General features: G+C 67.2%; 15 protein-coding genes. 5 read left to right on the top strand and 10 right to left on the bottom strand.

All coding sequences use genetic code 11. The features are described from left to right. Positions 1-82: 82 nt before the first annotated feature. From rplS to ffh, 5 genes are all read right to left on the bottom strand, one after another. Complete coding sequence (rplS, locus tag FLL57_RS20850) at positions 83-472, bottom strand: 50S ribosomal protein L19 (RefSeq protein WP_011155809.1); 390 nt, start codon at positions 470-472, stop codon at positions 83-85. Positions 473-585: 113 nt separating this feature from the next. Then, positions 586-1,332, bottom strand: coding sequence for a tRNA (guanosine(37)-N1)-methyltransferase TrmD (gene trmD / locus FLL57_RS20855; protein WP_142883911.1), 747 nt, complete (start codon positions 1,330-1,332; stop codon positions 586-588). Between the two features lie 121 nt (positions 1,333-1,453). Then, positions 1,454-2,002, bottom strand: a complete 549-nt coding sequence (rimM, locus tag FLL57_RS20860) for a ribosome maturation factor RimM (protein WP_142883912.1) — start codon at positions 2,000-2,002, stop codon at positions 1,454-1,456. Positions 2,003-2,014: 12 nt separating this feature from the next. Then, positions 2,015-2,335: a 30S ribosomal protein S16 gene (rpsP, locus tag FLL57_RS20865; protein ID WP_011155812.1), complete on the bottom strand. Its 321-nt coding sequence runs from the start codon at positions 2,333-2,335 to the stop codon at positions 2,015-2,017. A gap of 168 nt (positions 2,336-2,503) precedes the next feature. Beyond that, positions 2,504-4,048, bottom strand: a complete 1,545-nt coding sequence (gene ffh / locus FLL57_RS20870) for a signal recognition particle protein (protein WP_142883913.1) — start codon at positions 4,046-4,048, stop codon at positions 2,504-2,506. 266 nt (positions 4,049-4,314) lie between these two features. Between ffh and FLL57_RS20875 the strand changes: the two genes are divergently transcribed. From FLL57_RS20875 to FLL57_RS20885, 3 genes are read left to right on the top strand one after another with little or no spacing between them, the layout of a single operon-like run. Further along, on the top strand, positions 4,315-4,560 hold the full coding sequence (locus tag FLL57_RS20875; protein ID WP_013500229.1) for a type II toxin-antitoxin system Phd/YefM family antitoxin: 246 nt from the start codon (positions 4,315-4,317) through the stop codon (positions 4,558-4,560). A gap of 2 nt (positions 4,561-4,562) precedes the next feature. Continuing rightward, positions 4,563-4,967: a type II toxin-antitoxin system VapC family toxin gene (locus FLL57_RS20880; RefSeq protein ID WP_142883914.1), complete on the top strand. Its 405-nt coding sequence runs from the start codon at positions 4,563-4,565 to the stop codon at positions 4,965-4,967. A gap of 4 nt (positions 4,968-4,971) precedes the next feature. Further along, positions 4,972-6,033 (top strand): MBL fold metallo-hydrolase, encoded by a 1,062-nt coding sequence (locus FLL57_RS20885; RefSeq protein WP_047309982.1) that lies wholly within the window; start codon positions 4,972-4,974, stop codon positions 6,031-6,033. 9 nt (positions 6,034-6,042) lie between these two features. Here the strand turns inward: FLL57_RS20885 and FLL57_RS20890 are convergent, their stop codons facing one another. Continuing rightward, complete coding sequence (locus FLL57_RS20890) at positions 6,043-6,738, bottom strand: SIMPL domain-containing protein (protein ID WP_142883915.1); 696 nt, start codon at positions 6,736-6,738, stop codon at positions 6,043-6,045. Continuing rightward, positions 6,735-7,535 (bottom strand): GyrI-like domain-containing protein, encoded by an 801-nt coding sequence (locus FLL57_RS20895; RefSeq protein WP_142883916.1) that lies wholly within the window; start codon positions 7,533-7,535, stop codon positions 6,735-6,737. Before FLL57_RS20895 ends, FLL57_RS20890 begins: the two co-directional genes overlap by 4 nt. Before the next feature lie 236 nt (positions 7,536-7,771). Here FLL57_RS20895 and dapF point away from each other — a divergent pair, with 236 nt between their 5' ends. Together dapF and mtaB are read left to right on the top strand one after the other, a co-directional pair. Further along, complete coding sequence (dapF, locus tag FLL57_RS20900) at positions 7,772-8,653, top strand: diaminopimelate epimerase (RefSeq protein WP_142883917.1); 882 nt, start codon at positions 7,772-7,774, stop codon at positions 8,651-8,653. Beyond that, positions 8,653-9,924 (top strand): tRNA (N(6)-L-threonylcarbamoyladenosine(37)-C(2))-methylthiotransferase MtaB, encoded by a 1,272-nt coding sequence (gene mtaB / locus FLL57_RS20905; protein WP_142883918.1) that lies wholly within the window; start codon positions 8,653-8,655, stop codon positions 9,922-9,924. Before dapF ends, mtaB begins: the two co-directional genes overlap by 1 nt. A gap of 9 nt (positions 9,925-9,933) precedes the next feature. Here mtaB and FLL57_RS20910 read toward each other — a convergent pair whose 3' ends face one another. The 3 genes from FLL57_RS20910 to FLL57_RS20920 form a co-directional block, all read right to left on the bottom strand. Beyond that, the gene (locus FLL57_RS20910; RefSeq protein ID WP_142883919.1) at positions 9,934-10,596 is read right to left on the bottom strand and encodes a class I SAM-dependent methyltransferase; all 663 of its coding nucleotides are present in this window, start codon (positions 10,594-10,596) and stop codon (positions 9,934-9,936) included. A 178-nt stretch (positions 10,597-10,774) separates the two neighbouring features. Beyond that, positions 10,775-11,188, bottom strand: a complete 414-nt coding sequence (locus FLL57_RS20915; protein ID WP_013500221.1) for an EVE domain-containing protein — start codon at positions 11,186-11,188, stop codon at positions 10,775-10,777. 2 nt (positions 11,189-11,190) lie between these two features. After that, positions 11,191-12,180, bottom strand: coding sequence for an NAD(P)H-dependent glycerol-3-phosphate dehydrogenase (locus FLL57_RS20920; RefSeq protein ID WP_142883920.1), 990 nt, complete (start codon positions 12,178-12,180; stop codon positions 11,191-11,193). Positions 12,181-12,213: the final 33 nt, after the last annotated feature.

A 12,213-nucleotide genomic window follows, 5' to 3' on the forward strand; every position in this document is an offset into this window, starting at 1 on the left:
AGCAGACAGGCGCACAGCGCAGGCGCAACAAAAAAGCGCGACCCGAAGGCCGCGCTTTCGAAATCCGAAATGTCGAAGCCGATTACTCGGCGGCAGCAACCGCAGCGGTGCGGTCCTGCTTCTTCTCGACGATGCGGGCCGACTTGCCGCGCAGGTTGCGCAGGTAATACAGCTTGGCGCGACGCACCTTGCCGCGGCGCACAACCTTGATCGAGTCGATCATCGGCGACAGCAGCGGGAACACGCGCTCCACGCCCTCACCGTACGAGATCTTGCGCACCGTGAAGCTCTCGTTGATGCCGCCGCCCGAGCGGCCGATGCAGACGCCTTCGTAGGCCTGCACGCGCGAACGCTCGCCTTCGACGACCTTCACGTTGACGATCACGGTATCACCGGGACCGAACTCCGGAATCGTCTTGCCGGCCGACAGCTTGTCGAACTGCTCTTTTTCGAGCGTCTGAATCAGGTTCATCGATAATTCTCCATCGGCGGCGCGCCCGACCATCCCGGCGCGGGCTGCGCAAAGATCCATTGTCCTGCCATTGCACGGATTTGGCGGTGCTATACGGCAATCCTGGGGGTTTGTCACCCGTCCGTCTTGTTTTTTGGCGTTTTTTGCGATTCGCCCTTTGCCCGAATGGTTTGCGCCGGCCTGGCGGCCCACAAATCCGGCCGCCGGGCCCTGGTCAGGGCCTCGGCTTCGCCGAGCCGCCACGCCGCCACCTTGGCGTGGTCGCCCGACAGCAGCACCTCGGGGATCGGGCGCCCTTCGAAACTCTGCGGCCGGGTGTATTGCGGATATTCCAACAGTCCGGCCGAAAAGCTCTCGTCGGTCGAGGATTCCAGCTTGCCCATCACGCCCGGCAGCAGCCGGACGCAGGCGTCGATCAGGGCCATCGCGGCGATCTCGCCGCCCGACAGCACGTAATCGCCGATCGAGACCTCCTCGAGCCTCCGCGCGTCGATCACCCGCTGGTCGATGCCTTCGAACCGGCCGCAGACGATCAGCGGCCCGGGGCCGGCGGCGAGCTCGGCAACCCGACTTTGCGTCAACGGCCGGCCGCGGGGGCTCATGACGAGGCGCGGGCGGTCCGCCGCAGCCTCCACAGCATCGATCGCGGCCGCCAGCACGTCGGCGCGCAGCACCATGCCGGGGCCACCGCCCGCCGGAGTGTCGTCGACGCTGCGGTGCCGGTCGGTGGCCGAGTCCCGGATATCGCGCGCCTCCAGGCCCCACAGCCCGGACGCCAGCGCCCGCCCCGCCAGGCTGACGCCGAGCGGGCCGGGAAACATCTCCGGAAACAGGGTGAGGACGGTGGTGCGCCAGGTCATGATCTCGGCAATGCGTCGTCGTGGCCGGGCTCGTCCCGGCCATCCACGACTCTGCAGCATAGCGACGAACACAGACGTGGATGCCCGGGACAAGCCGGGCATGACGGCTGTGACTGGAGGCTCACGCCTCCGGATGGTTCGGCGTGTCGCCTTCGATCTCGTTCGGCGGCTCGATCACCACCTGGCCGGCGGCGAGGTCGACGGTCGGCACCACGGCGTTGGTGAACGGCAGCAGCAGCGTCGGACCTGACGGCGGCGCGATTTCGATGATGTCGCCGGCGCCGAAATTATGGATCGCCACCACCTTGCCGAGCGGATCGCCCGTCGTGGTGACCGCGGCGAGCCCGATCAGGTCGGCGTGGTAATACTCGTCGGCCTCGGTCGGCGGCAGCTTGTCACGCGCCACATAGAGCTCGACGCCGTTGAGCCGTTCGGCCTCGTCACGCGTGGTGACGCCTTTCAGCGTCACCACCAGATGGCTCTTGGCCTCGCGCGCGCTCGCGATCTCGAACTGGCGCGCGCCGTCCTTGGTCAGAAGCGGACCGTAGTCGCTGACGGCGAACGGATCGGCGGTGAAGCTCCACAGCCGCACCGCACCGCGCACGCCATGCGGCGCGCCGATCCGGGCGACGCAGACTTGCCGGGCGACGCAGGTGAGCCCGGACGGCATCAGCCGCCCCGCTTACTTGCCGTCGGCGGCCTTGCGCTCCTTGCGCGGCACCGCCTTCTCGGGGTTGTTGCGGGCTTCACGCTTGCGGACACCGGCGGTGTCGAGGAAGCGGGCCACGCGGTCCGACGGCTGCGCGCCCTTGGCGAGCCAGTCCTTGACCTTGTCGAGGTCGAGCTTGAGGCGGGCTTCGTTGTCCTTCGCCATCAGCGGGTTGAAGTAGCCGAGACGCTCGATGAAGCGGCCGTCGCGCGGAAAGCGCGAGTCGGCGACGACGACGTGATAGAACGGGCGCTTCTTGGTACCAGCGCGCGCGAGGCGGATGACGACGGACATTGCGGATCTCCTAGGTGGGGTTCGTGTGTGATTGTGACTAAATGATTAGTTCGTCATTCCGGGGCGCGCGAAGCGCGAACCCGGAATCCCGAGCTGTTCTGCGAGAGAGATTCCGGGTTCGCCGCTGCGCGGCGCCCCGGAACGACAAAAGCGAGGGAGTGCTCGGGCTCATTTCTTCTTCCCGAGGAAGCCGCCGAGGCCGGGCAGCGTCGGCTTGCCGGACAGGCCGGTGAGGCCGGGCAGATTGGGCATGCCGCCGCGCAGCGAGGCCGGCAGGTCCTTCGGCAGCTCCGGCAGGCCCTCGGGCATGTCGCCGCTCTTCATCTTTTCCTGCATCGCCTTGATCTCGTCCGGCGAGGGCAGGCCGCCGCCGAAGCCCATCGCCTTGGCGAAGCCGGCCATCGGGCCACCCTTGCCGCGACCCACGGCCTTCATCATGTCGGCCATGTTGCGATGCATCTTCAGCAGCTTGTTGACGTCCTCGACCTTGATGCCGGCGCCGGCGGCAATCCGCTTCTTGCGGCTGGCCTTGAGGATGTCGGGGTTCTTGCGCTCCTCGCGGGTCATCGAATCGATGATCGCGACCTGGCGCTTGAGCACCTTGTCGTCGATCCCGGAGGCGGCGATCTGGTTCTTCATCTTGGAGATGCCGGGCATCAGGCCCATCAGCCCGCCGATGCCGCCCATCTTGGTCATCTGCAGCAACTGATCGCGCAAGTCGGTCAGGTCGAACTTGCCCTTGCGCATCTTCTCGGCGACGGCGGCGGCCTTTTCGGCATCCAGCGTCGCCGCAGCCTTCTCGACCAGCGAGACGATATCGCCCATGCCGAGGATGCGGCTGGCGATCCGGCTCGGATGGAAGTCTTCGAGCGCATCGGTCTTTTCACCGGTGCCCATCAGCTTGATCGGCTTACCGGTGACGGCGCGCATCGACAGCGCGGCACCGCCGCGGCCGTCGCCGTCGATTCGGGTCAGCACGATGCCGGTGAGGCCGACACGCTGATCGAACGCGCGGGCCAGGTTGACGGCGTCCTGACCGGTCAGCGAGTCGGCAACCAGCAGCACTTCGTGCGGATTGGCGGCGGCTTTGATCTCGGCCGCCTCGGTCATCATCTCTTCGTCGAGCGTGGTACGGCCGGCGGTGTCGAGCAGCACGACGTCGTAGCCGCCGAGCTTGCCGGCTTCCATCGCCCGCCGGGCGATATCCGGCGGCTGCTGACCGGCGACGATCGGCAGCGTGTCGATCGACAGATCGCGGCCGAGCACCGCGAGCTGCTCCATCGCGGCCGGGCGATAGACGTCGAGCGAGGCCATCAGCACCTTGCGCTTGTCGCGCTCGGTCATGCGGCGCGCCAGCTTGGCAGTGGTGGTGGTCTTACCCGAGCCCTGCAGACCGACCATCATGATCGGAACCGGCGGCACGGCGTTCAGATCGATCGACTGGACCTCGGCACCGAGCGTGGCGATCAGTTCGTCATTGACGATCTTGACCACCATCTGGCCGGGCTTGACCGATTTGACGACGGTGGCGCCGACCGCCTGCTCGCGGACCCGCTCGGTGAACGAGCGCACCACTTCGAGCGCGACGTCGGCTTCCAGCAGCGCGCGGCGGATTTCGCGCATCGCCGCGTCGACATCGGCCTCGCTGAGCGCACCGCGCCCGGTCAGCCGATCGAGAATGCCACCCAGCTTTTCCGACAGATTGTCGAACATCGGCCCAATTCCAGCGACGGCCTTCCGGCGAAAGGCCTACAAAACCAAACACTTATGGCGCCCGAGGGCGCATCGCGCTGTCGGACGTTGACCTCCGGCCTCACAGGACCGGGCGGCGGATCGAAAAGAGCACTTTTCGAGATTTCGCGCGCATCTAGACGCCGGAGGCCCCCGAAGTCAAGAAATCCGGCGCTCCGGTGCCTTGGTGGGACTCCCGACTACGCGGAAAGACGCTATATTTCGAGAGCTTAACGAGGTCCAAGGTCATGAAGCACGTCAGCTTGGCAGATGCGCGGGCCAATATCGCGAAACTGCTCGATGAGGTCGAGCGTGGCGAAACCGTCACGATCAGCCGCGAGGGTGTCAGCGAGGCCGAACTGGCGCCACCGTTCGACGAGAAGCGAAGAGAGGCAGCTCGCCAAGCGATTGAAGGCATCCGCGCATTGCGGAGCGGCGCGGCTGGGGCGACGATCGACGAGATCATTGCTTGGAAGAATGAAGGTCGCGAATAGCGATGCCATTCGTGATCGATGTCTCGCTCATGGCCGTTTGGCATTTCCCGGACGAGCGAAACTCGACCGCCGATGCGGCGCTTGCGAGGCTCGAGCACGAGGGCGCGGTTGTCCCGCTAATCTGGTGGTTCGAGGTCCGCCAGGTGCTCTTGAAGGGTGAGCGCCGCGGCCGAACGAGTCCGGAACAGTCGGCTCAATTCCTGGCATTCCTCGATAGTCTCCCGCTCCGCGTTGCGCCGTTGCCTGTCGGCGACGCAGTCATGCAGCTTGCGCGGCGCCATCAACTCAGCTTCTACGACGCCGCCTATCTTGAGCTGGCGCAGCGCGAGCGGATCGGGCTTGCGACGCTCGACGCGGCATTGGTCCGGGCGGCGAGCGCCGAAGGCGTTGCCCTGGTCGGCGCATGAGCGGATGAGTCTGATCACGCGCCGCCGTCTGCTGGCGACAGCCGCCGGCCTCGCCGCCACGGCCGGGCTTTCCTCCTTCTGGACCTTCCGCATGAGCTACTACCAAGGCCCGGTCACCGACCATTTCGATGGCACGCGCTTCTTCGATCCCGATGGGGCGCCGCCGAAGAGCTTCTGGGAGGTGATGCGCTGGCGATTCAGCCACAAGCCGGCGCAATGGCCCGAATGGGCTCCGAGCCCGTTCGCCGACACTCCGCCGCCGCGTGTCGACGGCGCCGGCGTCAGACTGGTCTATGTCGGCCATGCGAGCTGGCTGATCCAGACCGCCGGCCTGAACATCCTGATCGATCCGGTGTGGTCGGAGCGGGTGTCGCCGGTCAGTTTCGCCGGGCCCAAACGGCACAACGATCCAGGCGTCGCGTTCGACCGCCTGCCGAAGATCGACGTGGTGCTGGTGTCGCACGGCCACTACGACCATCTCGACCTGGCTACGCTGTCGCGGCTTGCCGCTGCGCATGGGCCGCGGGTGATCACGCCGCTCGGCAACGATCTGACGATGACGGCGCACGATGCCACGATCCGCGCCGAAGCCTACGACTGGAGCGACCGCGTCGAACTGAATGATCGCGTCGCCGTGACGCTGGTGCCGACCCGGCACTGGACCGCGCGCGGGCTGTTCGACCGCAACCGCGCACTGTGGGCGAGCTTCGTGCTCGAAACGCCCGCCGGCAAGATCTACGTGGTGTGCGATTCCGGTTATGGCGACGGCCGGCATTTCCGCCGCGTTCGCGACGCTCATGCGCCGCTGAAGCTGGCGATCCTGCCGATCGGCGCCTACGAGCCGCGCTGGTTCATGCAGGATCAGCACATGAACCCGGCCGATGCGGTGAAGGCACTGACCGATTGCGGCGCCGAACGCGCGCTCGCCAATCACCATGGCACCTTCCAGCTCACCGACGAGGCGATCGATGCCCCCGAGCAGGCGCTGTATGCGGTGCTCGACGCCGGCGGCATCCCGCGCGATCGGTTTCCGGTGCTGAAGCCGGGGCAGGTGTTCCAGCTTTGAGCGCCGCGCTTACTGCGCCTTGATGCCCCAGTTCACCGTGACCGACACGTTCAGGGTTTGCTCGCCCGGCGCGACCTGAGCACCGGCGGCAAAGTCGGCCGCCATCTTGCGCATCGGCATCACGCCGGGGCCGGAATCTTCCGCGATGGACTGCGGCGCGCCGAGCGCGAGACCGGCGGCGCGGGCGTAGATCTCGGCCTTGCGGCGCGCATCGGCGACCGCTTCGGTCCGCGCTTCATCGAGCAGTTTCGATGCGTTGCTGACCGTGAAGCTGATGCCGCGGACCTCGTTGGCGCCGGCCGTCACCAGCCGATCGAGAATGCCCGCCACCGCCGCGATGTCGCGGACCCGCACCGATACGATATTCTTGGCCACATAGCCGGTGACCTCGCTCGGGCCGGGACGGTCGGCATATTGCGGCTGCAGCGACAATTGCGAGGTCTGGATGTCCTTGCCGTCGATGCCGGCGTTCTTTAACTCCAGCAGCACCTTGCCGATCGCCAGATTGGTGGCTTCCGCCGCGGCGCGGGCCGACTTGGCGAAGTTCGACACTCCGGCTTCGATCAGGGCGGTGTCGGGCGCGACCGATTTGTGGGCTTCGCCGCGCACGACGATGCCCGGAGGCGGGGCGTCCTGAGCGCGGGCCGGAAGCGCGACGATCAGGCAGCAGGCAGCAGCGATGGAGAGCGAGCGGAGCATGTTCATTTCATCGGCACGTAAACGTTGATCACCAGCTTGTCTTCGGCTGTCTTCAGCGGGTCGGTGACGTACTCCTCGATGAAGGTGTCCTTGGCTTCCAGCTTCTTGTCGTCGAGGAAGTTGGTGATCGCCTCGTAGGTGTTGTCCATGTTGTCGTAGGAGCCGCGGTGGACGAATTTCAGCGCCTTGCCGTCGGGCGATTTGCCGATGCTCATCGACTTGGCGAGGTTCTTCGGCTCCTGCGGCACCGGAATTTGGGCCTGGAAGGTGAAGCCGGAATCATCCGTCGAGGTGTAGACGATCATCGGGTTGCCGTTCGGCGCGATGCCCTGCTTGTCGAGCAGCGCGGTCAGCGCCTTGAACGCATCCATCAGGCTGTCGAAGGCGTTGTCCCAGTTCGCCTTGCCCTTCAGGATCACCACCGTCTTCGGCTCCAGCGTGCTCTCTTCTCCGAACGGATCGGCGGTCTGCACCGGCGCCGGAGCGACCGGCGCCGCCGGGGTCTGGGTCGCTGACGGAGCCGGGGGCGTGGCGGGAGCAGGCGACGCAGCCGGCGTTTCGCTTGCGGCCGGGGGCGTGGCTGGGGCAGCGGTGGCAGGCGTCGGCGCGGCCTGAGCCGGGGCCGGGGCCGGCTGTGCCGGTGGTGTCTGAGCCTGCGCCGGTGCTGCGGCCAGCGGCTTGTCCTTGGCGTCCTTGCTGGCGTCTGGGGCGGTCTGGGCGGATGCACCGGCGATGCCGAGCGTCAGCACCAGCGCCGGCACCAGCCCGACACGCATAAGACCAAACAGGCAGGGGCGTTCCATTCCATCTCTCCCAAGGCCAGCGCGAACCTCGCCCGACCTTCCCGCGTGGCGCAGCATCGGACTTCGCGCGAGTCACCGAGTCGAGCGGCCTCTCATAACATCCGATCCGGGATTTCGTCCCGTCCCGGCGAGCCATGCGATGGCGGTGTGGCTTCCCTGTGGCCGTGCGCCGGCGTGGGCGGCAGACTGGCCAAACCGAGCGGGGTTCGCCATATAGGCGCGGCGAGGACGAGAGCATGAGCGCGCTGGACAACCGCCTGTTCGCCAAGATGAACGGCATCGGCAACGAGATCGTGGTGGTCGATTTGCGCGACCAGCCGGCGCCGGTGACGCCGGCCGATGCGCGGGCGGTGGCGGCGCACGTGCCCTACGACCAACTGATGCTGCTGCAGCCGGCCCGGCTGCCCGGCACCGAAGCCTTCGTCCGGATCTACAACAATGACGGTTCCGAATCCGGCGCCTGCGGCAACGGCATGCGCTGCGTCGCGCGCCAGATGTTCGCCGGCAGCGACCAGAACGGCCTGACGTTCGAGACCCGCGCCGGCCTGCTCAATTGCTGGCGCGGCCCGGCCGATGGCTTCTACACCGTCGATATGGGCGAGCCGAAGTTCGGCTGGCAGGATATTCCGCTCGCCGAGGAATTCCGCGACACCCGGATGATCGAATTGCAGATCGGTCCGATCGACGCGCCGGTGCTGCACACGCCGTCGGTCGTCAGCATGGGCAACCCGCACGCGATCTTCTGGGTCGACGATGTGAACGCCTACGATCTCGGCCGGTTCGGACCATTGCTCGAGAACCATCCGATCTTCCCGGAGCGCGCCAACATCACGCTCGCCCATATCGTCGATCGTCAGCACATCACGATGCGGACCTGGGAGCGCGGAGCAGGGCTGACCAAGGCGTGCGGCTCGGCCGCCTGCGCGACCGCGGTCGCGGCGGCGCGGCTGAAGCGCACCGAACGGACGGTCGACATGACGTTGCCGGGCGGCCGGCTCACCATCGAGTGGCGCGAGAGCGACAACCACGTGCTGATGACCGGCGGCGCCGAATTCGAGTTCGAAGGCCGGTTCGATCCGGCGCTGTTCACCGGCGCGCTCGACCCGACTGGCGCCTGATGGCCGTCGAGGTCGTCACCTTCGGCTGCCGCCTCAACGCGTTCGAGTCCGAGCTGATCCGGCGCGAGGCGGAAGGCGCCGGCCTCGCTGACACCATCGTGGTCAACAGTTGCGCGGTAACCAACGAGGCGGTGGCCCAGGCGCGGCAGCAGATCCGCAAGCTGAAACGCGCGCGCCCCGAGGCCCTGATCATCGTCACCGGCTGCGCGGCCCAGACCGAGCCGGCGACGTTCGCGGCGATGCAAGAGGTCGACCGCGTCATCGGTAACGACGACAAGACCCGCAGCCACGCCTGGCACGCCGCCAAGGGCGCGCTCGACGCAGGCCCGAGCTTCGGGCTCGACAGCGAACAGAAGATCGCGGTCGCCGACATCATGGCGGTGCGCGAAATGGCGCCGCATCTGCTGGACGGCTACCAGAGCGGCCTGCCGCGGGTGTTCGTGCAGGTGCAGAACGGCTGCGACCATCGCTGCACGTTCTGCATCATCCCGTACGGCCGCGGGAATTCCCGCTCGGTACCGGTCGGCGCAGTGGTCGAGCAGGTGCGGCGATTGGCCGAGCGCGGCCACGCCGAGATCGTGCTGACCGGGGTCGACCTCACCAGCTACGGCGCCGACCTGCCGGGCACGCCGAAGCTCGGCACCCTGGTTAAGAAAGTGTTACGGCATGTGCCGGAGCTGCAGCGGCTGCGGATCTCGTCGATCGATCAGGTCGAGGCCGATCGCGACCTGATCGATGCGATCGCCACCGAGCCGCGGCTGATGCCGCATCTGCACCTGTCACTGCAGGCCGGCGACGATCTGATCCTCAAACGGATGAAGCGCCGGCACGCCCGCGCCGATGCGATTGCGTTCTGCGCCGAGACACGGCGACTGCGGCCGGACATCGCGCTCGGCGCCGATCTGATCGCCGGCTTCCCGACCGAGACCGACGAGATGTTTCAGCGCTCGCTCGACCTCGTCGAGGAGTGCGGCCTGACGTTTCTGCATGTGTTTCCGTATTCGCCGCGGCCCGGCACGCCGGCGGCGCGGATGCCGCAGCTCGATGGCCGCGTGATCCGCGCCCGCGCCGCCCGGCTGCGCGCAGCCGGCGATGCAGCGCTGCAGCGGCGGCTGGATGCGGAGACCGGCGCCTCCCGCGCGGTGCTGATCGAGAGCCCGACGCAGGGCCGCACCGAACACTTCCTCCCGGTCGCGATTTCAGGCGCGACGCCGGGCGACGTGCAGAGCTTGCGGATCACCGGACACGACGGCACGCGGCTGACCGTATAGCGACGCCAATTACTTCAGCGTCCAAACCCCGGTGTGTTTGATTTCGGAATCTTCCAGTTCGCGCGTCACCGGCACGCCATAAGTCGCGAGCTGCACGAGCTGGTCCTTCGGCAGATAGTAACGGCCGGGATCGCCGATCAGCACCCGCGCGCCTAGCGCCACCCGGCTTTTCAGAAACGCAAACGCAAGCCCGGCGATGTCCTGCTGATAGAAGATATCGCCGGCGAGCACGGCCTGCGCCGGCAGCGGATGCGGCCCGGCGAGCAGATCATGGTCGCAGACCTCGATCGCGACGCCATTGGCCGCGGCATTGACCAGGATCGCCTCGCGGGCAAAACCATCGATATCGAACGCGGTGACCTTGCGCGCGCCGGCCTTCATCGCCGCGATCGCCACCAGCCCCGAGCCGGAGGCGAGATCAATCACGTCCTTGCCGGCGACGTCCTGCGGATGATCCAGCACGTAGCGCGCCAGCGCCTGTCCGCCTGCCCAGGCGAACGCCCAGAACGGCGGCGGCAACCCGGCTTCGCCGAGCTCTTCTTCGGTCTTGCTCCACAGCGGCAGCGCCTCGTCGGCGACATGCAGCATCACCTCCGGCACCAGCGGCACGGCGCGGAGCCGCGTGTTGGCATGGATGAAGGCGACGGGATCGGTAATGGCGGAGGTGCTCATCGCGCGGTGATGGGCGAGCGGTGGACAGATGTAAAGCGATCACCATCCTCATCCTTCGAGACACAGCCAAATGGCCGCTCCTCAGGATGAGGTGCCTAGGCTCCAGGCAAGGCCCTCATGGTGAGGACCCCGGCGGAGCCGGGCGTCTCGAACCATGATCTGTCCTGCTGTCCGTCCCCTAAAGCCCGCCCATCTTGCAGACCAGTTTCCATTCCTCGGCCGTCACCGGCTGCACCGAAAGCCGCGAGTACTTCAGCAGCGCCATCTCGGCAAGGCGGGGTTCGGCCTTGACGGCGGCGAGCGTCACCGGGGTTTTCAGCGGCTTGTCGGCCTTGATGTCGACGCAGACGAACTTGCCGCTGGCATCGGTCGGATCCGGATAGGCCTCGCGGATGATCTCGGCGATGCCGACGATCTCCTTGCCCTCGTTGGAGTGATAGTAGAACGCGCGGTCGCCGCGCCGCATCGCCACCATATGGAGCTTGGCGGAGTGATTGCGCACGCCGGTCCAGGCTTCGCCGGCGGCGCCCTTGGCGACCTGCTGATCCCACGACCACACCGACGGTTCGGATTTCACCAGCCAGTACGCCACGTCTATTCCTCCGCCTTGAGAGGCCGCGTCAGCAGCCCTTCGATCGCGGCATCGACGCTGAGCTTGCCGCTGAGCACCGCCGCCACCGCGGTCGAGATCGGCATGTCGATGTCCTTGGCCTGCGCCATCTCCAGCAGCACCGGCGCGGTGTAGTAGCCTTCGGCGAGCTTGCCATGCGCGGCGGTCTCGATCTGCTCGCCGCGGCCGAGCGCCATGCCGAATGAGAAATTGCGCGACTGCGGCGTCGAGCAGCACATCGTCAGATCGCCGAGTCCCGACAGGCCATGCATGGTTTCGATTCGCGCCCCATAGGCCTTGCCGAATCGCACCAGTTCGACGAAGCCGCGCGTCGTCATCGCCGCCAGCGCGGACGCGCCAAGCTGGCGGCCCTCGACGATGCCGGCGGCGATCGCCAGCACATTCTTGGTAGCGCCGCCGAGTTCGACGCCGCGCACGTCGGTCGAATGATAAGGACGGAAGCTGCCGGAATTCATCGCCTGCGCCAGCGCCTGCGCGCAGGCCGCATCGGTGGCGGCGATCGTCACCGCGGTCGGCAGGCCGCGCGCAACGTCCGCCGCAAAGCTCGGCCCCGACAGGATCGCCGGGATCGCGGCCGGGGCCGCTTCGGCGATGATCTCGGTCATGAACCGGTGGGTGCCGTGCTCGATGCCCTTGGCGCAGGCGACCAGCGGCGTCTTCGGCGCGATCAGCGGCTGCAGCGAGGTCACGACTTGACGCAGCACCTGTGCCGGCACCACCAGCAACAGCGCGTCGGCGCGCGCCGCCTCGGCGAGGTCGCGCGTCACCTGGATCGACGGCTCCAGCCGCACGCCGGGCAGAAACCGGCTCTCGCGCGCCGCGATCAGATGCTCGGCATTGCCGGCATCATGCTCCCACAGCATCACGTTTCGGCCCGCGCGGGCGGCTGTCTGCGCCAGCGCGGTGCCCCAGGCGCCGCCGCCGAGCACCGCAATCGATTTCAACGAACTCATCGCAACATCATCCAAGCGACCGACTTGAGCCCG

Origin of the sequence: Rhodopseudomonas palustris (assembly GCF_007005445.1) — a bacterium.
Lineage (GTDB): Bacteria > Pseudomonadota > Alphaproteobacteria > Rhizobiales > Xanthobacteraceae > Rhodopseudomonas > Rhodopseudomonas palustris_G.

Excerpts from the sequence above, each read along its gene's own strand:
- FLL57_RS20910 (WP_142883919.1), bottom strand. The coding sequence starts at position 10,596 with ATGAGCACCTCCGCCATTACCGATCCCGTCGCCTTCATCCATGCCAAC.
- FLL57_RS20895 (WP_142883916.1), bottom strand. The coding sequence starts at position 7,535 with ATGGAACGCCCCTGCCTGTTTGGTCTTATGCGTGTCGGGCTGGTGCCG.
- ffh (WP_142883913.1), bottom strand. The coding sequence starts at position 4,048 with ATGTTCGACAATCTGTCGGAAAAGCTGGGTGGCATTCTCGATCGGCTG.
- rplS (WP_011155809.1), bottom strand. The coding sequence starts at position 472 with ATGAACCTGATTCAGACGCTCGAAAAAGAGCAGTTCGACAAGCTGTCG.
- FLL57_RS20890 (WP_142883915.1), bottom strand. The coding sequence starts at position 6,738 with ATGAACATGCTCCGCTCGCTCTCCATCGCTGCTGCCTGCTGCCTGATC.
- rimM (WP_142883912.1), bottom strand. The coding sequence starts at position 2,002 with ATGCCGTCCGGGCTCACCTGCGTCGCCCGGCAAGTCTGCGTCGCCCGG.
- trmD (WP_142883911.1), bottom strand. The coding sequence starts at position 1,332 with ATGACCTGGCGCACCACCGTCCTCACCCTGTTTCCGGAGATGTTTCCC.
- rpsP (WP_011155812.1), bottom strand. The coding sequence starts at position 2,335 with ATGTCCGTCGTCATCCGCCTCGCGCGCGCTGGTACCAAGAAGCGCCCG.
- FLL57_RS20885 (WP_047309982.1), top strand. The coding sequence starts at position 4,972 with ATGAGTCTGATCACGCGCCGCCGTCTGCTGGCGACAGCCGCCGGCCTC.
- dapF (WP_142883917.1), top strand. The coding sequence starts at position 7,772 with ATGAGCGCGCTGGACAACCGCCTGTTCGCCAAGATGAACGGCATCGGC.
- FLL57_RS20920 (WP_142883920.1), bottom strand. The coding sequence starts at position 12,180 with ATGAGTTCGTTGAAATCGATTGCGGTGCTCGGCGGCGGCGCCTGGGGC.
- mtaB (WP_142883918.1), top strand. The coding sequence starts at position 8,653 with ATGGCCGTCGAGGTCGTCACCTTCGGCTGCCGCCTCAACGCGTTCGAG.
- FLL57_RS20875 (WP_013500229.1), top strand. The coding sequence starts at position 4,315 with ATGAAGCACGTCAGCTTGGCAGATGCGCGGGCCAATATCGCGAAACTG.
- FLL57_RS20880 (WP_142883914.1), top strand. The coding sequence starts at position 4,563 with ATGCCATTCGTGATCGATGTCTCGCTCATGGCCGTTTGGCATTTCCCG.